Source organism: Mumia sp. ZJ1417 (assembly GCF_014127285.1).
Classification (GTDB): domain Bacteria; phylum Actinomycetota; class Actinomycetes; order Propionibacteriales; family Nocardioidaceae; genus Mumia.
The window spans coordinates 807586-833866 of the sequence record NZ_CP059901.1; the positions used below are offsets into that span (position 1 = coordinate 807586).

At 71.0% G+C, this 26281-nt stretch carries 31 protein-coding genes and 1 tRNA gene; 19 read left to right on the plus strand and 13 right to left on the minus strand.

The annotated features are described in order from the left end of the window. The first annotated feature begins 14 nt into the window (after positions 1-14). Positions 15-602 carry a TetR/AcrR family transcriptional regulator gene (locus H4N58_RS03845; protein ID WP_167248961.1) on the plus strand — a complete coding sequence of 196 codons (588 nt, stop codon included), beginning with the start codon at positions 15-17 and terminating at the stop codon, positions 600-602. Between the two features lie 5 nt (positions 603-607). Here H4N58_RS03845 and H4N58_RS03850 read toward each other — a convergent pair whose 3' ends face one another. Further along, entirely contained in the window at positions 608-1099 is a 492-nt protein-coding gene (locus tag H4N58_RS03850) for a GNAT family N-acetyltransferase (protein WP_167001613.1), read from the minus strand. Then, a complete protein-coding gene (locus H4N58_RS03855) occupies positions 1099-2133 on the minus strand; it encodes an LLM class flavin-dependent oxidoreductase (RefSeq protein WP_167001614.1) in 1035 nt (344 codons plus the stop codon). Before H4N58_RS03855 ends, H4N58_RS03850 begins: the two co-directional genes overlap by 1 nt. A 441-nt stretch (positions 2134-2574) precedes the next feature. Between H4N58_RS03855 and H4N58_RS03860 the strand changes: the two genes are divergently transcribed. The 5 genes from H4N58_RS03860 to H4N58_RS03880 all read left to right on the plus strand — a co-directional run bounded on the left by H4N58_RS03860 (position 2575) and on the right by H4N58_RS03880 (position 6222). Next, positions 2575-3033, plus strand: a complete 459-nt coding sequence (locus H4N58_RS03860; protein ID WP_167248960.1) for a DinB family protein — start codon at positions 2575-2577, stop codon at positions 3031-3033. 84 nt (positions 3034-3117) lie between these two features. Continuing rightward, a complete protein-coding gene (locus H4N58_RS03865) occupies positions 3118-3921 on the plus strand; it encodes an HAD-IIA family hydrolase (RefSeq protein ID WP_167001617.1) in 804 nt (267 codons plus the stop codon). Between the two features lie 14 nt (positions 3922-3935). Further along, entirely contained in the window at positions 3936-5009 is a 1074-nt protein-coding gene (mgrA, locus tag H4N58_RS03870; RefSeq protein ID WP_167248958.1) for an L-glyceraldehyde 3-phosphate reductase, read from the plus strand. 105 nt (positions 5010-5114) lie between these two features. Beyond that, positions 5115-6029 carry an NAD(P)-dependent oxidoreductase gene (locus tag H4N58_RS03875; protein WP_167001621.1) on the plus strand — a complete coding sequence of 305 codons (915 nt, stop codon included), beginning with the start codon at positions 5115-5117 and terminating at the stop codon, positions 6027-6029. Continuing rightward, positions 6022-6222, plus strand: coding sequence for a hypothetical protein (locus tag H4N58_RS03880; protein ID WP_167001623.1), 201 nt, complete (start codon positions 6022-6024; stop codon positions 6220-6222). The genes H4N58_RS03875 and H4N58_RS03880 overlap by 8 nt, the downstream gene beginning before the upstream one ends. Positions 6223-6231: 9 nt before the next feature. Here H4N58_RS03880 and mscL read toward each other — a convergent pair whose 3' ends face one another. From mscL to H4N58_RS03895, 3 genes are all read right to left on the minus strand, one after another. After that, a complete protein-coding gene (gene mscL / locus H4N58_RS03885) occupies positions 6232-6651 on the minus strand; it encodes a large conductance mechanosensitive channel protein MscL (protein ID WP_243842884.1) in 420 nt (139 codons plus the stop codon). A 90-nt stretch (positions 6652-6741) separates the two neighbouring features. Next, positions 6742-7365 (minus strand): SAF domain-containing protein, encoded by a 624-nt coding sequence (locus H4N58_RS03890; protein WP_167001625.1) that lies wholly within the window; start codon positions 7363-7365, stop codon positions 6742-6744. 140 nt (positions 7366-7505) lie between these two features. Continuing rightward, on the minus strand, positions 7506-7811 hold the full coding sequence (locus H4N58_RS03895; RefSeq protein ID WP_167001627.1) for an FmdB family zinc ribbon protein: 306 nt from the start codon (positions 7809-7811) through the stop codon (positions 7506-7508). Between the two features lie 146 nt (positions 7812-7957). On the opposite strand from H4N58_RS03895, the gene H4N58_RS03900 reads away from it, so the two are divergent. From H4N58_RS03900 to H4N58_RS03910, 3 genes are read left to right on the plus strand one after another with little or no spacing between them, the layout of a single operon-like run. Next, positions 7958-9307, plus strand: a complete 1350-nt coding sequence (locus H4N58_RS03900; RefSeq protein WP_167001629.1) for a hemolysin family protein — start codon at positions 7958-7960, stop codon at positions 9305-9307. Further along, positions 9304-10350, plus strand: coding sequence for a hemolysin family protein (locus H4N58_RS03905; protein ID WP_167001631.1), 1047 nt, complete (start codon positions 9304-9306; stop codon positions 10348-10350). Before H4N58_RS03900 ends, H4N58_RS03905 begins: the two co-directional genes overlap by 4 nt. Positions 10351-10399: 49 nt before the next feature. Further along, positions 10400-12973 carry a penicillin acylase family protein gene (locus H4N58_RS03910; RefSeq protein WP_167248956.1) on the plus strand — a complete coding sequence of 858 codons (2574 nt, stop codon included), beginning with the start codon at positions 10400-10402 and terminating at the stop codon, positions 12971-12973. A 97-nt stretch (positions 12974-13070) separates the two neighbouring features. Here the strand turns inward: H4N58_RS03910 and H4N58_RS03915 are convergent, their stop codons facing one another. Further along, the gene (locus H4N58_RS03915; RefSeq protein WP_167001635.1) at positions 13071-13643 is read right to left on the minus strand and encodes a 5-formyltetrahydrofolate cyclo-ligase; all 573 of its coding nucleotides are present in this window, start codon (positions 13641-13643) and stop codon (positions 13071-13073) included. Between the two features lie 30 nt (positions 13644-13673). On the opposite strand from H4N58_RS03915, the gene H4N58_RS03920 reads away from it, so the two are divergent. The 7 genes from H4N58_RS03920 (at position 13674) to H4N58_RS03950 (ending at position 18992) form a co-directional block, all read left to right on the plus strand. Then, positions 13674-15059, plus strand: a complete 1386-nt coding sequence (locus tag H4N58_RS03920; protein WP_167248954.1) for a UTP--glucose-1-phosphate uridylyltransferase — start codon at positions 13674-13676, stop codon at positions 15057-15059. Positions 15060-15069: 10 nt separating this feature from the next. Then, on the plus strand, positions 15070-16290 hold the full coding sequence (glp, locus tag H4N58_RS03925) for a gephyrin-like molybdotransferase Glp (protein WP_167001639.1): 1221 nt from the start codon (positions 15070-15072) through the stop codon (positions 16288-16290). Continuing rightward, positions 16290-16760 carry a cyclic pyranopterin monophosphate synthase MoaC gene (gene moaC / locus H4N58_RS03930; protein WP_167001641.1) on the plus strand — a complete coding sequence of 157 codons (471 nt, stop codon included), beginning with the start codon at positions 16290-16292 and terminating at the stop codon, positions 16758-16760. The genes glp and moaC overlap by 1 nt, the downstream gene beginning before the upstream one ends. Then, the gene (locus H4N58_RS03935; protein ID WP_167001642.1) at positions 16757-17254 is read left to right on the plus strand and encodes a molybdenum cofactor biosynthesis protein B; all 498 of its coding nucleotides are present in this window, start codon (positions 16757-16759) and stop codon (positions 17252-17254) included. Before moaC ends, H4N58_RS03935 begins: the two co-directional genes overlap by 4 nt. 35 nt (positions 17255-17289) lie before the next feature. Next, positions 17290-17859: a GNAT family N-acetyltransferase gene (locus tag H4N58_RS03940; RefSeq protein WP_243842885.1), complete on the plus strand. Its 570-nt coding sequence runs from the start codon at positions 17290-17292 to the stop codon at positions 17857-17859. An 88-nt stretch (positions 17860-17947) separates the two neighbouring features. Further along, the gene (locus H4N58_RS03945; RefSeq protein ID WP_167248952.1) at positions 17948-18856 is read left to right on the plus strand and encodes a hypothetical protein; all 909 of its coding nucleotides are present in this window, start codon (positions 17948-17950) and stop codon (positions 18854-18856) included. 63 nt (positions 18857-18919) lie between these two features. Further along, positions 18920-18992: transfer RNA gene (locus H4N58_RS03950), tRNA-Ala, on the plus strand. 99 nt (positions 18993-19091) lie between these two features. On the opposite strand, the gene H4N58_RS03955 is transcribed toward H4N58_RS03950, so the two are convergent. Together H4N58_RS03955 and H4N58_RS03960 are read right to left on the minus strand one after the other, a co-directional pair. Further along, a complete protein-coding gene (locus H4N58_RS03955; protein WP_167248950.1) occupies positions 19092-20084 on the minus strand; it encodes a DUF4349 domain-containing protein in 993 nt (330 codons plus the stop codon). Then, positions 20081-20653, minus strand: a complete 573-nt coding sequence (locus H4N58_RS03960) for an RNA polymerase sigma factor (protein ID WP_167001648.1) — start codon at positions 20651-20653, stop codon at positions 20081-20083. Before H4N58_RS03960 ends, H4N58_RS03955 begins: the two co-directional genes overlap by 4 nt. 149 nt (positions 20654-20802) lie before the next feature. On the opposite strand from H4N58_RS03960, the gene H4N58_RS03965 reads away from it, so the two are divergent. Then, positions 20803-21633, plus strand: a complete 831-nt coding sequence (locus H4N58_RS03965; protein WP_167001650.1) for an aldo/keto reductase — start codon at positions 20803-20805, stop codon at positions 21631-21633. Positions 21634-21711: 78 nt separating this feature from the next. Here the strand turns inward: H4N58_RS03965 and H4N58_RS03970 are convergent, their stop codons facing one another. Both H4N58_RS03970 and H4N58_RS20525 read right to left on the minus strand, forming a co-directional pair. Next, positions 21712-21927 carry a hypothetical protein gene (locus tag H4N58_RS03970; RefSeq protein ID WP_167248948.1) on the minus strand — a complete coding sequence of 72 codons (216 nt, stop codon included), beginning with the start codon at positions 21925-21927 and terminating at the stop codon, positions 21712-21714. Positions 21928-21945: 18 nt separating this feature from the next. Next, complete coding sequence (locus H4N58_RS20525; RefSeq protein WP_255490693.1) at positions 21946-22077, minus strand: hypothetical protein; 132 nt, start codon at positions 22075-22077, stop codon at positions 21946-21948. 224 nt (positions 22078-22301) lie between these two features. Here H4N58_RS20525 and H4N58_RS03975 point away from each other — a divergent pair, with 224 nt between their 5' ends. Together H4N58_RS03975 and H4N58_RS03980 are read left to right on the plus strand one after the other, a co-directional pair. Further along, complete coding sequence (locus tag H4N58_RS03975) at positions 22302-22679, plus strand: YciI family protein (RefSeq protein ID WP_167001652.1); 378 nt, start codon at positions 22302-22304, stop codon at positions 22677-22679. Further along, entirely contained in the window at positions 22664-23911 is a 1248-nt protein-coding gene (locus H4N58_RS03980) for an RNA polymerase sigma factor (RefSeq protein WP_208322820.1), read from the plus strand. The genes H4N58_RS03975 and H4N58_RS03980 overlap by 16 nt, the downstream gene beginning before the upstream one ends. A 2-nt stretch (positions 23912-23913) precedes the next feature. On the opposite strand, the gene H4N58_RS03985 is transcribed toward H4N58_RS03980, so the two are convergent. The 3 genes from H4N58_RS03985 to H4N58_RS03995 are packed head-to-tail and all read right to left on the minus strand — an operon-like array spanning position 23914 to position 26207. Continuing rightward, on the minus strand, positions 23914-24255 hold the full coding sequence (locus H4N58_RS03985) for a type II toxin-antitoxin system PemK/MazF family toxin (protein WP_243842886.1): 342 nt from the start codon (positions 24253-24255) through the stop codon (positions 23914-23916). Position 24256: 1 nt separating this feature from the next. After that, positions 24257-24502, minus strand: a complete 246-nt coding sequence (locus H4N58_RS03990) for a ribbon-helix-helix domain-containing protein (protein ID WP_167001656.1) — start codon at positions 24500-24502, stop codon at positions 24257-24259. 28 nt (positions 24503-24530) lie between these two features. Further along, on the minus strand, positions 24531-26207 hold the full coding sequence (locus H4N58_RS03995) for a dolichyl-phosphate-mannose--protein mannosyltransferase (protein ID WP_167001658.1): 1677 nt from the start codon (positions 26205-26207) through the stop codon (positions 24531-24533). Positions 26208-26281 lie beyond the last annotated feature (74 nt).

The following is a 26281-nucleotide window of genomic DNA, read 5'->3' on the forward strand; positions in this document are numbered from 1 at the left end:
TTTACGGTGGCGGCATGCCGAAGGTCTCCGAGGAGCACAAGCGCGCCCGACGCGAGGAGATCGCCCGCGCGGCGCTGCGCTGCTTTGGGGAGAAGGGGTACGCCGCGACGTCGATGGCCGACATCATCCGCGAGTCCGGGCTCTCTGCCGGCGCCATCTACGGCTACTACACGAACAAGAGCGAGCTGGTCCGTGAGGCGATGCGCAGCGTCGTCGTCGGACGGTTCACCGAGCTCGAGCGGGCGCGCGAGGGCAAGGCGACACTGCGCCCGAGCGAGCTGGTGGTGGAGTTTCTCCAGGGCGTCACCGAGGCTGTGGTCAGGCCCGGCCTGATCGTCCAGGTCTGGGCGAACGCGCAGCTCGATCCCGCGCTCGAGGAGACGGTGCAGGGCGCCGTCGGCGAGATCGGGCGCCTGTTCCGCGACTACCTCGAGTCCTGGTACGTCGCCGGCGGCATGGCCACGAGCGAGGCGCAGACGCGTGCCCAGGCGGAGTATCCGGTGTACGTCGCGGTGTGCCAGGGCTATCTCGTCCATGCGGCGACCGTGCGCGACTTCGACCGGGCCGCATACTTCGACGCAGTGACGCGCGTCCTGCCCTGAGGGCTTCAGCCCAGCGGCTTGTACATCACGTGCAGCCCGACCAGACCGAGCGTCGCATGGTCGTACGCGTCCGGCACCGTGCCGATGACCTCGAAGCCGAGGCTGCGCCACAGCCGCACGGCGGGGGTGTTGACCTCGACCACCGCGTTGAACTGGATGCCGTGGAACCCCTGATCCCGTGCCCAGGCGATCATGTCCTCGCCCAGCGTGCGGCCGACACCGCTGCGCCGCCCCGTCGGGTCGACCATGAAGCTCGCCGTCGCGACGTGCGCGCCACGGCCCGGGCGGTTCGGGCCCATCTTCGCCGAGCCGAGCACGGTGCCGTCGTCGTCGACCGCGACGGTCGTACGGCCCGGCGGCGCCTCCATCCACAGTCCGCGCGCAGAGTCGGAGTCGAGATCGGCCGGGTAGGCGTACGAGTCGCCGGCCTTGACGATGGTGTCGAAGAAAGGCCAGATCCGCTCCCAGTCGGAACGCGTGGCATCCCTGATCTGCATCAGGCCATCATGTCGTGCACCAGCGGGGCGACCTGCACCCCGTACAGCTCGATGCACCGCAGCAGCTGCTCGTGGCGCATCGCCCCGTTGGCGTACTTCATGTCGAAGCGGCTCACGCCGAGCGCTGCGGCGTTGCGGGCGATCTTGCGGGCCACGGTCTCCGGCGAGCCGACGTAGAGGGCGCCGTCCGGCCCGGCTGCCTGCGCGAACTCGTTGCGCGTCGCGGGCGGCCAACCGCGCTCGCTGCCGATCTGGTTGCGCTGGGCGATCCAGTGGTCGTACAGCTCCTCGCGTGCCTGCTCGTCGGTCTCGGCGATGTAGCCGGGGGAGTGCATCCCGACCGGCAGCACCTCGGCACCGTCCTTCTCCAGCGTCTCGCGGTAGAAGTCGGCGTACGGGACGAACTGCAGCGGTGGTCCGCCGATGATCGCGAGCATCATCGGGAGCCGGTAGTGCACCGCCCTGACCACCGACTGAGGGGTGCCGCCGACGCCGATCCACGTCGTCAGCCGGCCCGACTCGGTGGGCGGGTAGACCCGTTGGTCCTTCAGCGGCGGTCGCGTCGTGCCGGACCAGGTCACCGGCTGCTCGTCCAGGAGCGCCGCGAAGAGGTCGAGCTTCTCGTTGAACAGCACCTCGTAGTCGCCGAGGTCGAAGCCGAACAGCCCGAACGACTCCGTAAAGGACCCGCGCCCCAAGATCACCTCGGCGCGTCCGTGCGACAGGGCGTCGAGCGTCGCGAAGCGCTCGTAGACCCGGATCGGGTCGTCGGAGCTGAGCACGGTGACTGCGGAGCCCAGGCGGATCCGCTCCGTACGGCCGGCGATCGCGGCGAGCACGACGTCGGGAGACGTGATCGAGAAGTCGGCGCGGTGGTGCTCGCCGAGGCCGATGAAGGCCAGGCCGACCTCGTCGGCGAGGACGGCCTGCTCGACCACCTGCCGCAGGACCTCCGGCGCCGGGACCAGGGCGCCGTCGGCGTCGGAGGTGATGTCGCCGAAGGTGTCGAGACCGAGCTCGAGCGGTTCACTCACCGTACGACCGTAGCGTGGGGAACGAATCGCGCGACGGGCGTTCCTCTCGTTCGAGCCGTCCCCCGACCCGAATGAGAGTCATGATCCCAGGCAGTACCAACCTCCCTCCGGCAAGCGCTTCGGGGGGAGGTGAGGGGTGGGACGGTCGCCGAGGTGCAGGCCGCCAGCCGGCGCTCGGGTCACCTGCGGATCCTGGTCGGAGACAGCAGCGGCCTGCACTCCGTCGTGCACGCGCGCCCCCAGCGCTTCCGACAGCGGTGTCGTCGCGGCCAGCGCGAACACCGGTCGCTGACGCCGGCGACCGGCGCGTCGCCCAGCAGGCAGCCTCGTGCTTGATCGCGCGCCGATCCCGTCCTCCAGTGCCCATCTGCCGTGCAGATCCCCTCGGCGGGTTCGACGAGCTGTCGGCACAGGGGGACATCGTGTATGTAGTGTGCGGAAATGGCACGGGGCGAACGGCTCGCGGAGCAGTTGGACTGGTACTGGCGCAAGAACTTGCGGCCACGGCTGGAGGGTCTTACCGACGAGGAGTACTTCTGGGAGCCGGTGCGCGACTGCTGGAGCATCCGCCCACGTGGCACGTCGGTCGCACCGATGTCGGAAGGTTCGGGGGAGTGGACGATGGACTCCGCCTCCCCTGCCCCGGTACCGGCGCCGGTGACCACGATTGCCTGGCGGCTGGCGCACATCATCGTCTCCTGCCTGGGCTATCGGGTCGCATGGCACTTCGGCGGCCAGGACGTCGACTCCCAGACATTCGCTTACGTGGGTCCCGAGCGGTTTCCCATGGAGAGCATCGTCCTGCACGTCAACAGAGAGCTGATCCATCACGGCGCCGAGATCTCCCTGCTGCGCGACCTCTACCACTGGCAGGACGGAGCCGTACCGCGCCGAATGTGATGTCACGTGGGAACCACGCGCGCGGATCGCGCGCGACCTGCGGGCGCGATGGCCCGCCCTCCGGCGGCACGGGATACTTCCGGCATGACCGAGAAGCTGCCCGTCGCGACCTGGCTCACCGACATGGATGGCGTCCTTGTGCACGAGGAGGACGCCATCCCGGGGGCGGCCGAGTTCCTCCAGCGCCTCACCGAGTCCGGGTGCAAGTTCCTCGTCCTCACCAACAACTCGATCTACACGCCGCGCGACCTGCGGGCCCGGCTCGCCGAGTCGGGACTCGACGTCCCCGAGGACCGGATCTGGACCTCGGCGCTCGCGACCGCGCAGTTCCTGTCCGACCAGCGGCCGAACGGCAGCGCGTACGTGGTCGGCGAGGCGGGGATGACCACGGCGCTGCACGCGGTCGGGTACGTGCTGACGCGCTCGCGTCCGGACTACGTCGTGCTCGGAGAGACCCGCACGTACTCCTTCGAGGCGATCACGACCGCGATCCAGCTCATCGTTAACGGCGCGCGCTTCATCGCCACCAACCCCGACCCGACCGGCCCGTCGCCGGCGGGGCCGCTGCCGGCCACGGGGTCGGTCGCGGCGCTGATCACCCGCGCGACCGGCGTCGAGCCGTACTTCGTCGGCAAGCCCAACCCGCTCATGATGCGCAACGCGCTCAACCGCATCGACGCGCACTCCGAGACCACGGTGATGATCGGCGACCGGATGGACACCGACATCGTCTCGGGGATGGAGGCCGGCCTGCGGACCATCCTGGTCCTCACCGGCTCGACGCGCCGCGAGCACGTCGAGCGGTTCCCGTACCGCCCCACCCGCATCGTCGACTCGATCGCGGACCTCGTCGACGACGTCGTCGCGCCGCCGGTCGACGCGGAGTGACCGATACTGGCGACATGAGTGTGCCTCGGACGATCCTCGATCCCCACGACCTCTACCGAGCGGCCGACGACCGCTATGACAGCGTCGCGGACGGCGGGCCCGCGCTGTTCCGTCGGTGCGGGCGCTCCGGACTCCAGCTGCCCGCGATCTCGCTGGGGCTGTGGCACAACTTCGGCGACGACACCCCGCTGGCCACGCAGCGGGCGATCCTCCGCCACGCGTTCGACCTCGGGGTCACGCACTTCGACCTCGCCAACAACTACGGGCCTCCGTACGGCGCGGCGGAGAAGAACGTCGGCCGCATCCTCGCCGAGGACTTCGCCCCGTACCGCAACGAGCTCGTCATCTCGACCAAGGCCGGCTGGGACATGTGGCCTGGTCCGTACGGGTTCCTCGGCTCGCGCAAGTATCTGCTGAGCAGCCTCGATGACTCGCTCCAGCGGATGGGGCTGGACTACGTCGACATCTTCTACAGCCACCGCTTCGACCCGCACACGCCGCTGGAGGAGACGATGGGCGCGCTCGACGCGGCCGTACGGTCCGGAAAGGCGCGCTACGCGGGGATCAGCTCGTACGGTCCCGAGCGCACCCGCGAGGCGGCGGCGATCCTCGCCGACCTCGGCACGCCGTTGCTGCTGCACCAGCCGTCGTACTCGATGCTCAACCGGTGGGTCGAGGACGGGCTCCTGGACGTGCTGGAGGACGTGGGCGCAGGGTGCATCGCGTTCTCGCCGCTCGCCCAGGGCGTGCTGACGGGCCGCTACCTCAACGGCGTCCCTGAAGGTTCTCGCGCCGCGGCCGACAAGTCGTTGGACCCGCAGATGATCGAGGACAACCTCGCGCACGTGCGGGCGCTGAACGACCTCGCGCAAGAGCGTGGGCAGACCCTCGCCCAGATGGCCGTCGCATGGGTCCTGCGCGACCCTCGGGTGACCTCGGCGCTCGTCGGTGCTTCGAGCGTCGCGCAGCTCGAGGACAGCCTCGGGGCGTTGCAGAACCTGTCCTTCAGTGCCGATGAGCTGGAGCGGATCGACTCCCACGCGGTCGACGGGCATCTCAACATCTGGGCGGGGTCCAGCGAGGCCTGAGCAAGCACCCTGGTCCGTTCTGCGACCTATCCGTTATCCTTTTGTGATGGAATCCCCCCGATCCTGGCGCGCCCTGCGTCGACAAACCTCTGGAGCGGCATCACGGTGAAGGTCTTCGTGACAGGTGCCACCGGCGTCATGGGACGGTCCGTGATCCACGCGTTGCAAGGCGCGGGGCACGAGGTCCGCGCCCTCGCCCGCAGCGACGAGAGCGCAACGACCCTCGCCGACCGCGGAGTTGCGTCCGTACGCGCGAGCCTCTTCGACCGTGCCAGCCTCGTCCAGGCGATGGAGGGGTGCGACGCGGTCGCCAACCTCGCCACCCACATGCCCGTCGGCACCAGCGGGATGCGCCCTGGCGCGTGGAAGTCCAACGACCGCATCCACGTCGAGGGCTCCCGCACCGTGTCGCACGCGGCGGCCGAGGCCGGTATCGGGCGGCTCGTCCAGGAGAGCGTCTCCTTCCTGTACGCCGACCACGGCGAGGGGTGGATCGACGAGGACAGCCCGATCGCCGTCTCGTGCGCGGCCGAGCCGGTCGTGCTCGCGGAGACCCACGCCCAGCACTATGCCTCCGCGACGCGCGAGGCCGTCGTGCTGCGCTTCGGCACGATCGTCGGCGACGACGCCGTCACGCGGTGGCGCCTCGCACGGGCACGCGCGGGTCAGGCCGTCGGGCTCGGCAAGCCGCAGTCGTGGACGCACGTCGTGCACGCCGACGACATCGGCGGAGCGGTCCTCGCCGCGTTGACCGCGCCTCCGGGCACTTACAACGTCGGGGCCGATCCTGTACGCCGCGGCGAGCTCGTCGCCGCGTTCGCGGAAGCCGTCGGTCAGGACGAGGCCAGCTTCTACCGGCGGCTGGTGCTGCGTCTCGGGGGTGACCGCCTGGAGTGGCTCACCCGGTCGCAGCGGGTCAGTTCCGACCGGTTCGCGCGGGCGACCGGCTGGACGGCGTCGCATACGCAGTTCGACGCAGGATGGTTGCTCCCGATGGTCGTCGAGGCCGCCAGTGCCTGACGAGCAGCGCCCGCCGGGCGAGCGTACGGCCGCCGAGGAGCGGCGTCGGCGGCTCCGCGCTGCGCGCCTGCTCGGCGACGTCGTGCCCGAGACCACGCGCGACGAGACCGCCGAGGGCTGGGGTGAGCGCGACAGCAGCCGCAGCCGCGACGACGAGCTGCGTCGGGACGTGCCCCCGCACCACGGCGGCTGACGGGCGCGGTCAGCTCTCTGGCGTGGTGCCGCCACCGCGGCTGGCGCGCAGCTCGTCGCGGATCTCGCGCAGCAGCGCGATGTCCTCCGGCGGCGGTGCGTCGTCGGTCGGCTTCTGGTAGCGCTCGCGGAACTTGTTCATGGGCAGGACGAGCAGGAAGTAGAGCACCGCCGCGATGATGAGGAAGTTGATCAGCGCGGTGATGACGGCGCCGATGTTGACGAACGTGGCGGGGTTGCCGCTCACGATCGTGAAGCCGAAGCCGAGGGTGTCGTCGCCGCCGATCGCAGCGAGCAACGGCTCGATGACCGCCTCGGTGAACGACGTGACCAGCCCGGTGACCGCGGTGCCCATGACGACCGCGACCGCAAGGTCGATGACGTTGCCGCGCATGACGAACTCTTTGAATCCTGCGACCATCCCAGCCATGCCTGTGTCCGTTCGTGAGGAGGGTGGTGGACCCACCCACCCCACCACAGAGCGCCGAGATCTGCGACCTCCGACCACAGGCGACCGGACTCACAGCACGACGGTCACGGCGAGATGCCAGGCCACGGCCGCGCCCGATAGCGTCCGCGCGATCTCGGCGTCGACGGCGAGGACGAGGACGGCGCGGTCGTCCCCGTCGTCGCCGGGGAGCGCCGCAACCCGAGCGCGTCGCGCCAGCAACCGCGGTGCAGCCGTGCCGCGAGGGTCGGTGCCGACGACGTCGACGGCGTCGCCGACCCGTACGGGGTCGACGGTCGCCGCATCGGCCACTCGGACGCTCACGAGCGCGGTGCCGCGACGGTAGCCCTCGAGCAGCCCGGGCCCGACGAGCGAGAGGTCGGTGAGCACGCCGCCACGGGGGACCGGGGCGGCGACCACGCGGCCGTGCATCTCGTCGTGGGACCGCAGAGCGCCCTCCGGGACGAGATCGGCCGGCATCGCGACCACCTCGACGTCACCGGGCTGGACGAGAGAGCCGGACGTGACGGCGGTGGTAGCCACCAGGACGGGAGTGGTCGGGCCGGGGTCGGGGCGAGCCGCCTGGATCGCGACGAGGACGGATGCCGCGGCGCACGCGGCAGCGAGCGGACGGCGGTGGGTCCGGACCCGGCGGCGGACGGAGGCGAGCGCGGCGGGTGCTCGGAGATCGGCCATGACTCACTGTGGACGGTGGTGCGGGTGCCGCGCCGCGTCGTCCACAGCAGGAAAGGCGCCAGCCCCGCATCCACAGGGGGAGGCGGGGCCGGGGTCTCGATTCGGGCTCATTCTTCGCCCTCCTCGAACCAGCGGAGGGGTCAGCTGGACGACGTCGTCGCCGTGGTCGTGGACGACGTCGAGCTGCTGTCGGAGCTCTTGGTGCTGCTCGACTCGGACGTCGACGACGACGTGGACGGCGAGCTGGCGCTGGTGCTTGACGACGAGCCCGAGCGGCTGTCGTTGCGGTAGAACCCGCTCCCCTTGAACACGACGCCGACCGCGTTGAACACCTTGCGCAGGCGTCCGTCGCAGGACGGGCACACCGTCAGGGCGTCGTCGCTGAAGCTCTGCTGCACCTCGAGCGGCTGGCCGCAGTCGTTGCACTGGTACTGGTAAGTGGGCACGGTCGTTCCTTCTCAGCACTCGCACGAAACGGCCGCCCGTCGCAGCGGCCGCACCGATCTCCAGCGCCCATTGTGCGTGGCGCCACTCCTCACAACCAAGTCGGGGCGCGGGAGATTCCCCGAGCGCCCGGTACGATCACCTCCTGATGACCGAGTGGTTACTGCTCCTCACCTCCTTCCTCCTCATGCTCGCCTGCGGTGTCTTCGTGGCCGCCGAGTTCGCCTTCGTCACCGTCGACCGGCCGTCCGTCGAGCGCGCCGTGCAGGGCGGCGACCGCCAGGCGGCCGGGCTCCTCAAGGGCCTGCGCACGCTGTCGACGCAGCTCAGCAGCGCCCAGCTGGGCATCACCATCACGAACCTCGCGATCGGCTTCCTCGCCGAGCCCGCGATCGGCCAGCTGCTGCGCGACCCCCTCTCGTCCCTCGGTGTCAGCGGCGCCTCGCTGTCGGCGACGTCGTACGTGGTCGCCCTGCTGCTGAGCACCTTCGTGACGATGCTCGTCGGCGAGCTGATCCCTAAGAACATCGCGCTCTCGGTCCCGATGGCCACCGCGCGTGCCGTCCAGGGACTCCAGCGCGGCTTCACGACGGCGATGGCGTGGCCGATCAGAGGCCTCAACGGCTCGGCCAACGCGCTCCTGCGTACCCTCGGCATCGAGCCGCAGGAGGAGCTGCGCTCGGCGCGCTCCCCGTACGAGCTGAGCTCGCTCGTGCAGCGCTCGGCCGACGAGGGCGCGCTGGGCCGCCCTACCGCGGACCTCGTCGCGCGCTCGATCGCGTTCGGCAACCGGACCGCCGCCGACGTCCGTACGCCGCGGGTCCGCGTCCACTTCCTCGACCGGCGCGACACCGCGCAGGACCTCGTCGACGCCGTCCGGGCGACTGGCCACTCGCGGTTCCCCGTGATCGGCAACGACCTCGACGACCTCGTGGGTGTCGTCCACGTCAAGGACGCCGTCGCCCTCGCGCCCGACCGGCGCCGGACCGTCCGGGTCTCTGAGCTCGCCGTGCCGGCCCTCACCGTCCCGGACTCCATCGAGCTCGACCCCCTGCTGGTCCTCTTGCGTGAGCAGCGGCTCCAGATGGCGGTCGTGCTCGACGAGTACGGCGGCACCGACGGCGTCGTCACCCTGGAGGACCTCGTCGAGGAGATCGTGGGCGACATCGCCGACGAGCACGACCGGTCCTCGGCGCAGCTGCGGTCGCGGCCGGACGGCACATGGGTGCTCTCGGGGATGCTGCGACCCGACGAGGTCCGCAGCCAGACCGGCGTCCCGCTGCCCGAAGGCGACGACTACGAGACCGTCGCCGGGCTCCTCACCCAGCACCTGGGACGCCTGGCCGAGGTCGGCGACGAGGTCGCCCTCGTCGTGCCCGTCGTCGCCGGCGATCAGGTCGCGACGATCGGCGTCAGCCTGCGGGTCGACCGCCTGGACGGCCGCCGTATCGACCGCGTCATCCTCGATGTCCACCTGGACGAGGAGGAGGGCCGATGAACCCCGCGCTCGCGATCGGTCTTGTCGTCGTCCTCCTCGCCCTCAACGCGCTGTTCGTCGCGGCGGAGTTCGCCCTGATCTCCGCTCGACGCACGCAGCTCGAGCCGAAGGCGCAGTCCGGGTCGCGTCCGGCCCGGCTCGCGATCCGCGCGATGGAGCGCGTCAGCCTGGCGATGGCCGCCGCGCAGCTCGGCATCACGTTGTGCTCGCTCGGCCTCGGTGCTGTGGGCGAGCCCGCGATCGCGCACCTGTTCGAGCCGGTCTTCGACGCGCTCGGCGTCCCGCACTCGTTCGTGCACCCGATCTCGTTCGTGATCGCGATGGGCATCGTCACCTACCTGCACGTCGTGCTGGGCGAGATGGTCCCCAAGAACATCGCCCTCGCCGGGCCGGACCGCGCCGTGCTGTGGCTCGGCCCGTTCATGCTCGGCGTCATCATGCTGCTCAAGCCGTTCGTGGTCGCGCTCAACGCGATCGCCAACGGCGCGATCCGGCTGATGCGGCTCGAGCCCAAGGACGAGGTGGGGGCCACCTTCACCTCGGACGAGGTCGCGGGGCTCCTCGACGAGTCGCACCGCGAGGGCCTGCTCGACTCCGAGGAGTACGAGCTCGTGTCAGGGGCGCTCGGGTTCGAGGCCGGCACGGTCGAGCGGGTGCTCCTGCCCCGTGCGTCGCTCGACACGATCCCGGTCGGGGCGACGCGAGCCGACGTCGAGGCCGCCTGCGCCCGTACCGGCTTCTCGCGGTTCCCGGTGACCGACTCGCACGACGCGCTGGTCGGCTACCTGCACATCAAGGACGCGCTTGAGGTGTCCGAGGAGATCCGACCGATCCCCGCGAAGTGGATCCGGCCGCTCGGCTCCGTACGCCGCAGCACACGCCTGTACGACGCGCTCCGGCACATGCAGCAGCGCGGTGCGCACATGGCCCGCGTCGTCGGTGACGACGGTGAAGCGCTGGGCGTCGTGATGCTGGAGGACGTCCTGGAGGAGCTCGTCGGCGAGGTCCGCGACCCTGCCCGCCGTGCCACCGACGGCGGGTGAGCGGCACAATGCACGAGTGCGAGACCTGGCCCTACGACTGCGACCCGTCTTGACCCGCCGACTCTTCGCGATCCTCGCGATCGTCCTGGCGGTGGTGCTCGTGGCGGTCGCTGCGCTCGGCATCGTCACTGTCCGCAAGCCTTTCCCCGACCGGGAGGGGACGGCACAGCTGACCGGGTTGGGCGCGGATGTGACGGTCCTGCGCGACGACCACGGCATCCCGCAGGTCTTTGCCGACTCGGCCGAGGACCTGTTCATGGCACAGGGCTACGTCCACGCGCAGGACCGCTTCTTCGAGATGGACTTCCGACGCCACGTGACCGCCGGTCGCCTGGCCGAGCTCGTCGGCGAGGCGGCGCTCGAGACCGACAAGTTCGTCCGGACGATGGGGTGGCGCCAAGTCGCGGAGCAGGAGCTGCCGAAGCTGGCACCGGCGACGCGCCGCTATCTCGAGGCCTACGCCCGTGGCGTCAACGCTTACATCGGCGACCGGGAGGCCTCGGCGCTCTCCCTGGAGTACTCCGTCCTGGCCCTCAGCGGTCCGGAGTACGAGCCGGAGCCGTGGACGCCTGCCGACTCGCTCGCCTGGCTCAAGGCGATGGCGTGGGACCTGCGCAGCAACATGAGCGACGAGATCGACAGGGTGCTCGCGACGGAGAAGCTGTCGCGTGCGCAGGTCGACACCCTCTATCCGGGCTTCCCGTTCCGGCGCCACGACCCGATCGTCACGCAGGGCAACGTGGTCGAGGGCGCGTTCGACCAGTCCTCCGGCCAGCGCCGCAACGCCGACACCGACCGCGCCGAGGACGTCCCCGAGACCACTCCCGCGGGTGACGACGAGACGGACGAGGTCGCGTTGCGTGGCCTGCTCGGCTCGATGCAGGGCGTCGCGGAGGTCGCGAAGGGACTCCCGACGCTGCTCGGGTTCGGCGACGGCATCGGCTCCAATGCATGGGCCGTCTCGGGGGAGCGCAGCGCCACCGGCGAGCCGATCCTCGCGAACGACCCACACCTCGCTCCGAGCATGCCCGGTATCTGGCACCAGATGGGCCTGCACTGCCGCGAGGTGACCGACGCGTGCCCGTTCGACGTCGCGGGCTTCACGTTCTCGGGTATGCCCGGGGTCGTCGTCGGGCACAACGCCGACATCGCCTGGGGCATCACCACGATGTATCCCGATGTCACGGACCTCTACATCGAGCAGATCCAGGGCGACCGCTACCTGTACGACGGCCGCTGGCACGCCCTGGCGACGCGCGAGGAGACCTTCGAGGTCGCAGGGGGAGAGCCGGAGACGATCACCGTCCGCGAGACACAACGCGGCCCGATCCTCTCCGACGTCGACGACACGCTCGCCGAGGTCGGGGAACGGGCCGGCGGCGGGAGCACGTACGGGGTCTCGTTGCAGTGGACCGCACTGACGCCGGGGCGCACGATGGACGCCCTGTTCGGGATCGACAAGGCCAGCGACTGGGCGAGCTTCCGCAAGGCCGCGCGGCTGTTCGCGGTGCCGTCCCAGAACCTCGTGTATGCCGACACGAAGGGCAACATCGGCTATCAGGCACCCGGGCAGGTGCCGATCCGCAAGCGTGGCGACGGGACGTGGCCGGTGCCGGGCTGGGACGCGTCGTACGGCTGGGAAGGCTTCATCCCGTACGAGGAGCTGCCGACGGTGCTCAATCCCGCCGAGGGCTACGTCGTGACCGCCAACCAGCAGGTGATCGGCCGGCAGTACCCGAACCTGCTCGGGACCGGCCAGGCCGCGGGCTACCGCAGCCAGCGCATCATCGATCTTCTCCAGTCCTCGTCCAAGCTGTCGGTCGACGACATGACGACGATCCAGAACGACACCACCAACGGGCAGGCCACGACGCTCCTGCCGCACCTGCTCGAGATCGACCTCGGCTCCGGCTACTACGCCGACGGTCAGGAGCTGCTGCGCGGCTGGAGCGACCAGAAGCAGGATCGTGACTCGGCCGCAGCGGCCTACTTCTCTGCCGTGTGGCGCAACCTCCTTGCGCGGACGTTCCACGACGACCTCCCGCAGGACGTGTGGCCGGCCGGCGGAGAGCGGTGGTTCGAGGTCGTACGCCGGTTGCTCAACAGCCCCGACAGCGACTGGTGGGACGACCGGACGACCAAGTCGGTCCGCGAGACCCGCGACGACATCCTCCGGACCGCCATGCGCGACGCCCGCGACGAGATGACGCGGCGGCAGTCGCTGGACCCTGACCGCTGGTCGTGGGGCAACGTGCACACGCTGACCCTGGAGAACCAGACGCTCGGCACGTCGGGCATCGCCCTGGTCGAGAAGCTGTTCAACCGCGGCCCATACGAGGTCGGCGGCGGCTCGGGCATCGTCAACGCGACGGGGTGGGACGCGGCCGAGGGGTACGAGGTGATCGCCGTGCCGTCGATGCGGATGGTGGTGGACCTCAGCGACCTCGACAAGTCGCGCTGGATCAACCTCACCGGTGTCTCCGGCCACGCCTTCCACCGGAACTACACCGACCAGACCGAGCTGTGGGCGGACGGCAAGACGCTGCCGTGGCGCTACACGGAGGACGCCGTCGAGAAGGCGGCACGCGACGAGCTGCGGCTGACCGCCGAGCTGGAGCAGTAGGGGCCCGCCTGTCGAGACCCAGGGTCTCGACAGGCTCGACCGGCGGCGGGGGGTCTCGACAGGCTCGACCGGCGGAGGGGGGTCTCGACAGGCGGGGTCAGCGGGGCGGCAGGCTCAGCGTCCGCTCGGGAGTGACGACGACGTCGACCCGCTCGTCGTGCGCCTCGGGATGGACGTCGTCGACGAGCTCGTGGTCGTAGGTCAGCGCGACCCGCAGCGGCTCCGGGTGCTTCGCGAGCGTGGTGTCGTAGTAGCCGCCGCCGCGACCAAGGCGGAAGCCGGCCACGTCCACCGCGAGCGCAGGGACGAGCACGACCGCGACGGTGCCCAGCCCGTCCGGGGCGACCGGTGCCGACGACTCCGGGATGTCGAAGCGGCCGAGGACCAGCCGGTCGCGCCCCTCGTACGGGGCCCAGGCGATCTGACGGCGCGGCAGCGAGCGCGGGACGAGCACCTCCATGCCCTCGGCGCGCAGCGCGTCGACCAGCTCCCATGTCGGCGGCTCGCGCCCGACCGACAGGTACGCGGCGACACGACGAGGCGTGCCGACCTCGCGCACGACCGCGAGCGCCCCCGCGCAGAGCCGTCGCTCGGCAGCGACCATCGCGTCGGCGCTGAGGTGCGTCCGACGCTCGAGCAGGGCCTCCCGCAGTCGCGGCTTCGCGCTCACGCTTCGACGGTAGTGCCTACGATGAGGCGCATGAGCGATGAGGGACTGGCAGCAGCACGTGAGGTGATGGAGGCAGCAAGGGTCCCCCCGCGCGCGATCGACGTCTTCGCCCACTACTACGGCGAGCTCGAGGCCGGGGCGACCGGCAAGATCCCCGAGTCCGACATCGACCCGCTGGACCCGCCGGCCCGGCTCGCTGACGCCGAGGTCGACGAGGAGACGCAGCGCGAAGCGCTGAGCCGGACCGCGATCATCAAGCTCAACGGCGGGCTCGGCACGTCGATGGGCATGGACAAGGCCAAGTCGCTCCTGCCCGTGCGCGGCGACCGGACGTTCCTTGACGTGCTCGTCGAGCAGGTGCGGCGCGTCCGGTCTGCGTACGGGGTGACGCTGCCGCTGATCCTCATGGACAGCTTCCGTACCCGCGAGGACACGCTCGCGGCACTCTCGGCGTACCCCGACATCCCCGTCGACGGGCTCCCGCGGGACTTCCTCCAGAACAAGGAGCCCAAGCTCCGCGCCGACGACCTGACGCCGGTGTCGTGGCCGAAGGACCCCAGCCTCGAGTGGACGCCGCCGGGCCACGGGGACCTGTTCACCGCGCTCGACGCGTCGGGCACGCTGCAGGCGCTGCGCGACCAGGGCTACCGCTATGCGTCGGTGTCGAACTCCGACAACCTCGGCGGCTTCCCGGACCCCAAGATCGCCGGCTGGTTCGCGCAGTCCGGAGCCCCGTACGCGGCCGAGGTGTGCCGGCGTACGCCCGCCGACGTGAAGGGCGGCTACCTCGTACGCCGCAAGTCGGACGGCAGGCTCGTGCTGCGCGAGACCGCGCAGACGCCGAAGGAGGACCTGGCGGTCGCCGACGACATCACCCGCCACCGCTGGTTCCACACCAACAACCTGTGGTTCGACCTCGACGCCCTCGCCGCGGTGATCGAGGAGCGCGGCGGCGTCCTCGAGCTCCCGCTGATCCGCAACGAGAAGACCGTCGACCCGACCGATCCGCAGTCGCCGGCGGTGATCCAGGTCGAGTCCGCGATGGGTGCGATCGTGCAGGTCTTCGACGGCGCGACCGCGATCGAGGTCGAGCGCAGCCGGTTCCTGCCGGTGAAGACCACCGACGACCTGCTGCTCGTACGGTCGGACTTCTACACGCTCGACGACGACTTCCACCTGGTCGCCGCGCACGACGAGTCGCCCCTCGTGCGGCTGGACAAGAGCTACTACAAGCTCGTCCAGGACTTCGACACGCGGTTCCCGAAGGGGCCTGTGAGCCTCGTCGACGCCGCCTCGTTCGCCGTCGAGGGCGACTGGACCTTCGGAGCGGACGTGCGTGCCGTGGGCGACGTCAGCGTGGGGGCGGCGGGGTCCACAGGGACGATCCCCGACGGCACGACGCTCGAGGGGTCATAGGCTGTCGCCCATGCGTACCGTCGACGAGCACCTCGAGAAGCTGCTCGACCTGATCGGCCCGCTGCAGCCGTACGACCAGCCGTTGCTGGAGTCGCTGGGGCTGCCGCTGGTCGACGACGTGGTGAGTCCGATCGACCTGCCACGCTTCACGAACTCGGCGATGGACGGGTATGCGGTGCGGGCTGCAGACGTGGTCGGTGCCAACCGTGAGTTCCCCGTCGTCCTGCCCGTCGTGGGGGAGCAGGCCGCCGGCTCGAGCACCCCCACCGCCCTCACGGCCAAGACCGCCGTCAAGATCATGACCGGGGCGCCGATCCCGTCGGGTGCCGACACGGTCGTCCCGATCGAGCTGACCGACGGTGGCGACGCCGACGTGCGGATCTACCAGGCCCGCCGCGCCGGCGAGAACGTACGGCCGGCCGGCGAGGACGTGGCCGCCGGGGAGATCGTCGCCGAGGCCGGGACGATCCTCGGGCCGCGAGAGGTCGGCCTGCTGGCGTCGCTCGGGTTCGCCCGGTTGCGCGCCCGCCCCCGCCCCCGGGTGGTCGTGCTGTCCACCGGCGCCGAGCTGCGCGAGCCCGGGGCGCGGTTGGACTACGACTCGATCTACGACGGCAACTCCTACATGCTCGCCGCCTGCGCGCGTGCCGCCGGCGCCATCGCGTACCGGGTCGGGATCACCTCGGACGACCCGCGCGAGTTCGCCGACAAGCTCAACGACCAGCTGGTGCGCGCCGACCTCGTCGTCACCAGCGGCGGCATCAGCAAGGGCGCGTACGACGTGGTGAAGGCGGCGCTGTCCGAGCTGGGCACCGTCGAGTTCGCCGAGGTCGCGATGCAGCCGGGCAAGCCGCAGGGCTTCGGCACGGTCGGCGAGGAGAAGACCCCGATCGTCACGCTGCCGGGCAACCCGGTGTCCTCGTACGTCTCGTTCGAGGTGTTCGTGCTGCCGATGCTGCGGCGGATGATGGGCAAACTCCCCTACCGACGCCCGCTCGTCCAGGCCACGATGACCGAGGAGATCCGCTCGCCCTCCGGCCGTCGGCAGTTCCTGCGCGGCTGGCTCGAGGTGAACGGTCGTGGCGTGCGCGTCACCCGGGTCAGCGGGCCGGGGTCGCACCTCGTCGCGGGGCTGGCTCGGGCCAACTGCCTCATCGTCGTCGAGGAGGACGAGACCGCTCTGCACGTCGGTGACACCGCCAAGGTGATGTTCCTGGACCGGGAGTTCTGATGGGCGACAGGCTCACGCACCTCGACGAGCAGGGTGCCGCCCGGATGGTCGACGTCTCCGGCAAGGACGAGACCCGCCGGCAGGCGACCGCCACCGGCATCGTCCGGACGACGCCCGAGGTGGTGGCGCTGCTGCGTGCGGGCGACGTGCCCAAGGGGGATGCGCTCGGGGTCGCGCGCGTCGCCGGGATCATGGCCGCCAAGCGCACGCCCGACCTCGTCCCGCTGTGCCACCCGCTCGCGATCACCGGGGTCGAGGTCGACCTGGACGTGACCGACGAGGGTGTGGAGATCGCCGCGACCGTCCGCACCACCGGCCGTACCGGGGTCGAGATGGAGGCGCTGACCTCGGTGAGCGTGGCCGCGCTGACGGTGGTCGACATGATCAAGGCGGTCGACAAGCACGCCGTCATCGCCGATGTCCGCGTACGGGCGAAGTCCGGCGGCAAGAGCGGGGACTGGTCGGCGTGAAGGCCCTGGTCGTCACCTGCTCCAACCGTGCCGCCGCGGGCGTGTACGAGGACACCACCGGTCCGCTGATCGTCGAGGCGCTGAGGTCGTGGGGTTTCGAGGTCGCCGACCCGCTCGTCGTGCCCGACGGCCTCCCGGTCGAGGAGGCGCTGCGTGAGGCGGTCGAGCTGCGCTACGAGGCCGTCGTCACCACCGGCGGCACGGGTATCAGCCCCACCGACGCGACGCCAGAGGCGACCGAAGCCGTCCTCGAACGGACGCTGCCCGGCGTCGCCGAGGCGATCCGGGCGTACGGGGTCGCCGCCGGGGTCCCGTCGGCGATGCTCTCGCGCGGCATGGCCGGTGTCGCCGACCAGACGGTCATCGTGAACCTGCCGGGCTCGCGCGGTGGCGTGAAGGACGGGCTCACGGTCCTGTCCGACGTGCTGCTGCACGCCGTGGAGCAGGTCGCGGGCGTGGACCACGAACGCACCGACGACGGCGGTGCGTCCTGAGCACGGGCTGGCCCGCCACCTTGCACCACGGGCCGGTGGGACTGCGGCCGATCAGGCGAAGCGATGCCCGAGCGTGGGCTCGGCTGCGCCAGGACTCCGCCGACTGGCTCGGACGCTGGGAGGCGACCCTGCCCAGCACGGTGCCCTCGGCCGGACGCTCGTACGGGGCCGCCGTGCGCTCGTTGCGTCAGCAGGCGTCGCAGGGGCGTGCGCTGCCGTTCGTCACGACGTACGACAGCGACCAGATGATCGGCCAGGTGACCGTCTCGGGGATCACGTGGGGCTCGGCACGGTGGGCGCAGATCGGCTACTGGATCGCGCGCCCGTACGCGGGTCGTGGCATCACGACGACCGCGGTGGCGATGGCGGCCGACCACTGCTTCGAGGCGCTCGGCCTGCACCGCGTCGAGATCGCGATCCGTCCCGAGAACCGCTCCAGCCTGCGCATCGTCGAGAAGCTGGGCTTCGACCGCATCGGCGTCGCGCCGCGCTACCTGCACATCGACGGCGCGTGGCGCGACCACATGCTGTTCGCCATCACCGCCGAGCAGGTCGTGCCGGGCGGGCTGCTCGCACGTGTCGACTCCCGCAGCGTCGATCGCTGAGCGCATTGCCTCGCATTGCCGTGATCGCTTTGCGACACACCGACCGAGGTCCCCGAACGGAGGCGTTCGCACCGCGTACGGTTCGTCTGTGGGTACGGGCCTGATCTTCGCAGCCGTGATCGCCATCTGGGTGGCGTACGGCGTACCCCTGCTCCTGCGCCGACACGAGGAAGCCACCCGCGGAGGGGGCGTGACGTCGTTCTCCGGGGCGCTTCGCGTGCTCACCCAGCGCAAGGACGAGACCGCTCCGGTCGAGGCCACGGCGACCGCGCCGGACTCGCCCTCGGCGGACTCCACGTCGGACTCCACCGGTGAGACCGAGCCGGCGATGCCGGTCGAGACGAAGCCCGAAGCGCCGCGGCGTCCGTACAACCGGCGCGCGGCGCGCATCGCCGCCCGCCGTCGTCGCCGGGTGCTGCTCGTGCTGCTCGCGGCCTGCGCGATCGTCGGTGGGCTCGCTGTCGCCGGACTCCTGCTTCCGTGGGCGCCCGCGATCCCGGCCGGGATCGTCGTCGCCTGGCTGGTCCTGTGCCGTGTGATGGTGCGCAGCGAGATCGGACGCCCCGTGCAGATCCTGCGACGAGGGGGTGGCGAGGTGCGCGCCGAGGCACGCGCCGAGCGCAGTGCGGCACGCGCGGCCCGGCGCACGGAGCGTCGTGCCGCCTCCGAGCGCGAGGAGAAGAAGGCGGTCGTGGTGGATCCCGATCTCGAGACGACCGTGGTGCTCTCGGGCCAGTTCGAGGACCACGACCCGCAACGCCGCAACGTCATGGAGAAGACCCCGCTGCCGCAGGGAGCACTCGACCAGCAGATCGTCGACGCCACGGCGATGACGACCACGTCGGGCGTCACGCTGTGGGATCCGGTGCCGGTCACCCTCCCCACGTACGTCACGAAGCCGGCCGCTCCGCGGACCGTCCGGACGGTCGACTTCGGCGAGACGGCGGTGACCTCCGACGAGGGTCGCGCCGAGTCCCGCCGGGCCGTCGGCGACTGACGCCCGGGACGGCCCCCCGGATTCGGATCCGGGTGGGTCGCGTGGTAATCTCAATCTCGCTTTGGGGCTATGGCGCAGTTGGTAGCGCGTCTCGTTCGCAATGAGAAGGTCCGGGGTTCGAATCCCCGTAGCTCCACCCTCCGAAGGCCGGATCCGCACCGCGGATCCGGCCTTCGTCGTTGCGTCTGCGGCGTCCCGACGTCCCGGCGGTGACCAGCCGGGCACGCCCGCCGGGTCAGTGCCGCAGCAGCCGGCGACCGGCGACGTACGCGGCCGTGAGCAGGGCGAGGAGTGCGGCCCAGGGCAGCAGGAACCCGACGACGCGGAGGGCCACCCCGAGCGTCCCGACCAGCACGTCCCACCCCGCCTCGAGCGCGCCGACGAATCCGGAGCTGCTCGGTGCGTCAGGCTTGTCCTCGGAGGAGATCTCCACGTCGTACGTGGCCATCGCGACCTGGTCGGACAGCCCGCGGCGCTGGGCCTGGAGGGCCTCGAGGTCGGACTGGCGCTGCGACAGGGTCTGCTCGGCGGCGAGCAGGTCGGCCGTCGTGGACGCCTTCGCCATCAGATCCTGGAGTCGGACGACGGAGATCTCGAGCGCCTTGATCCGCGCGTCGAGGTCGCGACCCTGCGCGGAGACATCCTCGGAGTCGATCGACAGGCCGGCGACCTCGCCCAGCTCGCGGAGCTGTTGCGTCGTGTCACCGGTGCTGCCTGCAGGGATGCGCAGCCGGAGCGAGACGCTCGAGCGCTCGTCGTCCGACGACTCGGAGCGCGACTCGACCCGGCCGCGCTCGTCCTCTGCCCAACGGGAGAGCGCGTCGGCAGCGGCCGCGGGATCGTCGACGGTGACGAAAGCGGACGCCGTCGTCACGATCTCGCGGACACCGGCCTCGGCGCTCGTCCCGTCTCCCGACTTGCTGAGATCCGACATGCCTTCGTTCGGCCCGTCGGCGACACCCCCGGCGTCCTCCGCCGCAGGCGGCGCCTCGATCGAAGCCGAGTCACCCGCCTGGTCCGAGCCGCCCTGCGGCAGGAACGTGACGGCACCGCCGACCACCGCGCCGCCGAGTCCGAGGACGGCGACGACGGACGCCGCCGTGAGCGCGATCTTGCGGCTCCTCGTACGGGCGAGCGACGCGTCGAGGTCGATCCGACCGGTGACGCGGCGATACATCCGGTCGACCTGCTCGTCGGTCAGCTCGGGGATCTCGGGCTGGATGCTCATGCGGGCCCCCTCAGGTCGTGGGTGGCGGCGCGGACCCGGCTACGGATGCGCGCGACACGGTTGCGTACGGCGCCGTGGCTCACGCCGAGTTCGTCGGCCGCCTCGGCGTAGGTGCGGTCGCCGACGACGCAGCGCTCGAACAGCTGCTGGTCGAGCGGCGAGAGGCCGGCGACGCTCGCACGCACCCGGGCGAGCAGCATCGCGGAGACGATCTCGTCGACCGGATCCTGGTCCGCGCTGGGCAGCGAGTCGTCGAGCTCCGCCCACAGCCTGCGGCTGCGCTTGCGGCGCAGGTTGAGCGCGACGTACTTCGCGGTCGCGAGCAGCCAGGGGAGCACCGATGTGTCGACGAGGTGGATGTCAGCACGCCGGCGCCACGCGGTCACGAAGACGTCCTGCGTGACCTCTTCGGCATCGTGGGCGGTGCCAACGAACCGGTACGCCTGCCAGTAGACGGGCGTGACGTGGCGTGCGTACAGGTCGCTGAACGCGTCGCGGTCACCCCGGCGCGTACGGGCGAGCAGCAGCCGGTCGTCGGCGGCGTGCTCCGTCGGCAGGTCGGTCGTCATGGCGCTCCGTTCGCGTGGCCTCACCTGGTCCATGTCGCGAGGAGGACGACCGTCTCATGATTGAGTCACCGACGACTACCGTGTGCATGCTCGGATCGAGGGCTGCCATCCACGCTGCGCGGGCGGCGCGGCGGTGCGAAGGTCAAGTCATGGCCATCGCACCGACCCGCACGCTCAACGACGGTCTCGAGCTCCCGCTGATCGGGCTCGGCACGTACCCGATGGACGACCTCGAGGCCGCCGAGGCCGTACGCGTCGCCTTCGAGGTCGGCTACCGACTTGTCGACACGGCGACCTCGTACGGCAACGAGGCCGGGGTCGGTCAGGCCATCGCGAGGACCGACGTCCCTCGCGACGAGATCGTGGTGACGACCAAGCTCCGCGGCGAGGACCAGGGGTACGAGTCGACGCTGCGCGCGTTCGGGGAGTCACGTGAGCGGCTCGGCGTCGAGTACGTCGACCTGTACCTCATCCACTGGCCGCTCCCGCGCCTCGACCGGTACGTCGACTCGTGGAGGGCGATGATCCGCCTGCGTGACGACGGCCTCCTCAACAGTCTCGGCGTCTCCAACTTCACGCCCGAGCAGATCGACCGCCTCGTCGACGAGACCGGCGTGGCCCCCGCGGTGAATCAGGTCGAGCTCCACCCGTACTTCGTGCAGGAGGAGCTGCGCGCGTACGACGCCGCGCACGACATCGTGACCGAGGCGTGGCAGCCGCTCGCGCGCAAGACCGACCTGCTTACCGAGGTGGCGCTGGGTGAGATCGCCGACCGGCACGGCGTCACCCCCGCGCAGGTCGTGCTGCGATGGCACGTCCAGCGCGGAGTGGTCCCGATCCCGAAGTCGGGGAGCGAGGCACGCCAGCGCGAGAACCTCGAGGTCTTCGGGTTCGCGCTGAGCGACGAAGAGATGACGCTGATCGGCGACCGCCCGCAGGACCGCAGCGGCGGCGACCCGATGACGCACGAGGAGTTCTGACGGACTGAGGGACGGTGAGCCACGTCTGCTGGGGGTGAGCCACCCCGACATGGTGCGCTCACCTGTGGTGGAGGTGGCTCACCGACGTATGCGCGGCCCGCGCGAGCTCGCGCCGGACGTACGCCGCGGTCCGTGCGCGGTTCGCGGCTCGCGTCGCTTTTCCGCCCGTATCCTCGCCTGCGCGGTCGTTCCACCCGGCTGGTCGACGTACTTGAGCATGCCGTCGATCTCGACGACCAGACCCTCGAGCGGCCAGAAGTCGACCTCGGCGCTACCGCCGTCTGCAAGCGTCATCCCGACCTGCGGCTCAGGTCAGGAGATCCCGAACTCCCAGCACAGCACGAGGAAGCGTGCGAGCTCGGCGTCGCCGTAGCCCGCGTCGATCGCCTCACGCCGTGTCACGTGGACGCTGTTGAGATGTGCCTGCCGTTCGAGCCGATGCATGGCCGAACTGTGCCGTGGCGGGGCCGTTCGGTGCCGCCACGGCGTCGCCACCCTGTGGACAACCCCGGTGAGCCACGTTTGCTGGGAGTGAGCGCACCTTGTCGGGGTCGCTCACGTACGGCACAGGTGGCTCACCGGCCGGGTTCTGCGAGAGCGGGTGTCGATCGAGGGTCGCCCGAACCGTCATCACGGTGTCACGATCACACCGACGGAAGGACGTAACGATGCTCTACACACTCTTCATCCACAACACCGACCCGCGCGAGGCGGGCATCAGCCAGGAGGACATGGCGCCTGTGGAGGCGGCGTTCGACGCGTACGCCAAGGCGCTCGACGACGCGGGCGTCTTCGTCACCACGCAGATCCTCGGCTTCCCCGAGGCCGCGACGACGGTGACCGCGGTCGACGGCGAGCCGAAGATCCAGGACGGGCCGTTCGCCGACACCAAGGAGTACGTCGGAGGGGTCGTCGTCATCGACGTCCCCGACCTTGATGCCGCGCTCGCGTGGGCGCAGAAGTGCCCCGGGGTGATGTACGGGTCCGTCGAGGTCCGCCCGACGACGCTCACCTGGAGCCGTGAGCGGCAGTGGTACCAGCCCTGAGCGCGTACGAGGAGGCCGAGCGGGCGGCGCGTACCTCGTACGGTCGCCTGCTCGCCCTCCTTGCCGCGCCGACCGGTGACCTCGCCGCGGCGGAGGACGCGCTCGCCGACGCGTTCGAGCGGGCGCTGGCGACCTGGCCGGAGCGGGGAGTGCCCGCGAACCCGGAGGCGTGGCTGCTCACGGCCGGACGCAACCGGCTGCGCGACCTCTATCGGACGGCGGCGTACCGGACGTCGGCGCCGCTGGAGGAGGGGCCGGAGGAGGCCGGCTCGGGCTCCGGTCACTCGACCGCTGACGCCAGCGAGATCCCAGACGGGCGGCTGGCGCTGATGTTCGTGTGCGCGCACCCGGCGATCGACCCCGCGGTACGTACGCCGCTGATGCTCCAGACGGTCCTCGGCCTCGACGCCCGGCGGATCGCCGAGGCGTACGTCGTCCCCACGAGCACGATGGCGCAGCGGCTCGTACGGGCCAAGCGGCGCATCCGCGACGCCCGGATCCCCTTCGTCGTCCCCGGCACGGATGCCATGCCGGCGCGGCTTCCCGCCGTGCTCGAGGCGGTGTACGGCGCGTACGCGATCGACTGGGCAGCCGTCCCGAGCACGACGCTGCGGGCCTCCACGGCGGGGGAGGCGCACTACCTCGCCGTGCTCCTTGCCGCCCTGATGCCCGACGAGCCGGAGGTGCTCGGGCTCGCCTCGCTGGTCGCCCTGTCGCTCGCGCGGGCCGACGCGCGCACGAGCGACGAGGGCCGCTTCGTGCCGCTCGACGCGCAGGACGTCGACCGGTGGGACGCCGCGCTGATCTCGCAGGGGGAGGACCTTCTCGGCCGGGCGTCCGTACGAGGTGGCGCCGTGCCCGGGCGGTTCCAGCTGGAGGCGGCGATCCAGTCCGTCCACTGCGCGCGGGCGCGTACGAGTCGGACCGACTGGCCGACGCTGCTCAAGCTCCACCGCGCGCTCGTGCGCCTCGTACCGACGCTCGGCGCCCGCGTCGCGCTGGCCGCGGTGACCGGTCGCGTCGACGGACCCGAGGCGGGGCTCACGCTGCTGGACGCGATCGACGACGAGGGCGCGCGCCGGTTCCAGCCGGCGTGGGCGACGCGGGCGCACCTGCTCGCGCAGGCCGGGCGCAGGGAGGAGGCGGATGCCGCGTACGCAAAGGCGATCTCGCTCACCACCGACCACCCCACCCGCGAGCATCTCGCGGCCCGCCGCGCCGAAGGCTCGTGAGCTCAGACGCCTAGCAGCAGGCGGATCCCGTCGTCGACCTCCGCGAGCAGGATGGGGGTCAGGGCGCCTGCACGCTCGCCGACATCGCTCTTGTCGAGAGTGGCGAGCTGGGAGACGTTGACGACGGAGTCCTTGGGGAGCCCGGTCGCGGCTCTGCTGACGAAGACGTTGCCCGGCATCGAGGCGAGCCGGAGGTGGGAGGTCAGTGCCGCGACGACGACCGTGGCGATGCGGCTCGCGTTGAAGCCGTCCGACGAGACGATCAGGACAGGGCGTCGGAGGGCGGGCGCGCTGGAGTGCGGCGGACCGAGATCGACCCAGTGCACGTCGCCGCGACGGATCACGTCACCAGCCTTCGGCGTCGGCGGCGAGACGTGCCCTGCCGTACTCGACCACGACCGCATCGCGCGGGTCGGTGCCTTCGGTCGCGAAGAACACGTCGATCCTGCGGGTCAGGTCGTCATGGCTGAGCTCGTCCAGGTAGCGCTCGGCCGCTGTGGCGAAGAACGCCGAGCGCGAGAGACCCTGCTCGGCGGCCTTGGCGTCGATGCGCGCGAAGAGCGGGTCAGGAATAGAGATGGCGGTCTTCACGAGGTCGAGTATAACTAGGTAATACTGCTCAGATCCAGCGTGCGAACCACATGCGGTGCAGCCACTCCTCGTGCGTGACGAGCATGTCGGTCCAGATCGGGAAGAAGAACGCGAAGCACACCAGGGCGACCGCGACGTACGCGCCGAGCGCCACCGGACCCCACCAGCTCCGCCGGCTGCGCCGCGACGCCCGCAGGAGGCGTCCGGCCACGAGGGCGATCGCCGCGCAGGTGAACGGGATGAACGCCGTCGCGTAGAACAGGAAGATCGGACGGTCGTCGTAGGCGAACCACGGCAGCCAGGCGGAAGCGACCACGAGCACGAGAAGCCCGAAGCGCCAGTCACGCTCACGGATCCACAGCCAGAGCGACGCTCCGAGCGCGAGCAGCCCGCCCCACCAGATCACGGGGTTGCCGAGGATGAGGATCTGCCGCAGACATGTGGAGCCGCCGGTCGCGTCGCACCCCGCGGTCGAGGCGGGCAGGTCGGTCTGGGCGTCGACCCCGACCGGCCGGTTGAGGACGAGCCATCCCCACGGGTCGGACTGGTAGGGGTGCGACTTGCCGGCGAGGTAGTCGCCGGTGTGGAACGAGTAGACCATCTGGTGGTAGTGCCACAGGGACCGCAGCGCCTGCCACGCCTCACCGAGAGGGCCCTTGTCGCCGCCGTCGAGATAGCTGCCCCATGGTGGCGCGTCCCCGTACCCGTGGCCGAACCGCGCCTCGAAGACCTCGTGGTTGATGAGGAAGCCCATCCACGTCAGCACGTAGACGACGAGCGCGACCAGGACCAGCGACACGAACGCCGGCAGCCCGTCGACGATCATCGAGCGCCACCACGCCCCTCGCACGCCGAGGGCGTTGCGGTCGAGCGCGTCGAGCACCCAGACCGCGACGCCCACGACGGCGAGGACGTACAGCGCGCTCCACTTCGTGCCGATCGCCAGCCCGAAGCACACGCCGGCCGCGAGGCGCCACGGCCGCAGGAGGAGCATGCGTACGGGGCCGAACCCGGCGATGTCCTCGGTGTGTGCGCTGGCCGAATGAGAGACGCGTCGGGCGAGGCGTGCGCGGCCCCAGTCGCGGTCGGCCACTACGCACGCGAGCGCGCACACCAGCCAGAACGCGAGGAAGACGTCGAGCAGGGCGAGCCGCGACATCACGAAGTGGACTCCGTCGACGGCCAGCAGAAGCCCGGCCAGGCAGCCCAGCGTGGTCGAGCCCGTCATGCGGCGCACCATGCGGGCGAGCACGAGAACCGTCAGCGCGCCGACCACCGCGGCGGAGATGCGCCAGCCGAACGAGGTCATCCCGAAGAGGTGCTCGCCGATCGCGATCATCCACTTGCCCACCTCGGGGTGGACGACCTGTGTCGGCTCCCCGGTCCACAGCCCGGTCGTCTGGCCGGCCTCGACTTGGGCGTTCGCGTCCTCGAGCCAGTCCTGGGCGTAGCCGAAGTTGAGCAGCGACCACGCGTCCTTGGCGTAGTAGGTCTCGTCGAACAGCAGACGCGACGGGTACTCCAGGCGCCACACGCGGGCGGCGAAGGCGAGCAGGGCGATCGCGAGGGGCGCGAGCCATCCGACCAGTCGCGGCGCGCCCGCGATGCGGGGGCGGAAGCGCTCGGCCAGCAGCGGCAGACGGGCACCCTCGCGCGTACGGCCCAACGGCTCGACGGCCGGCGGGTGGTCGACGGACACGGACACGCCGTAACCCTAGCGAGCGGGATCGAGCCGTCGTGCGTCATCGGGGAGCCGTGTTGCGGGCCCGTACGCTGGGC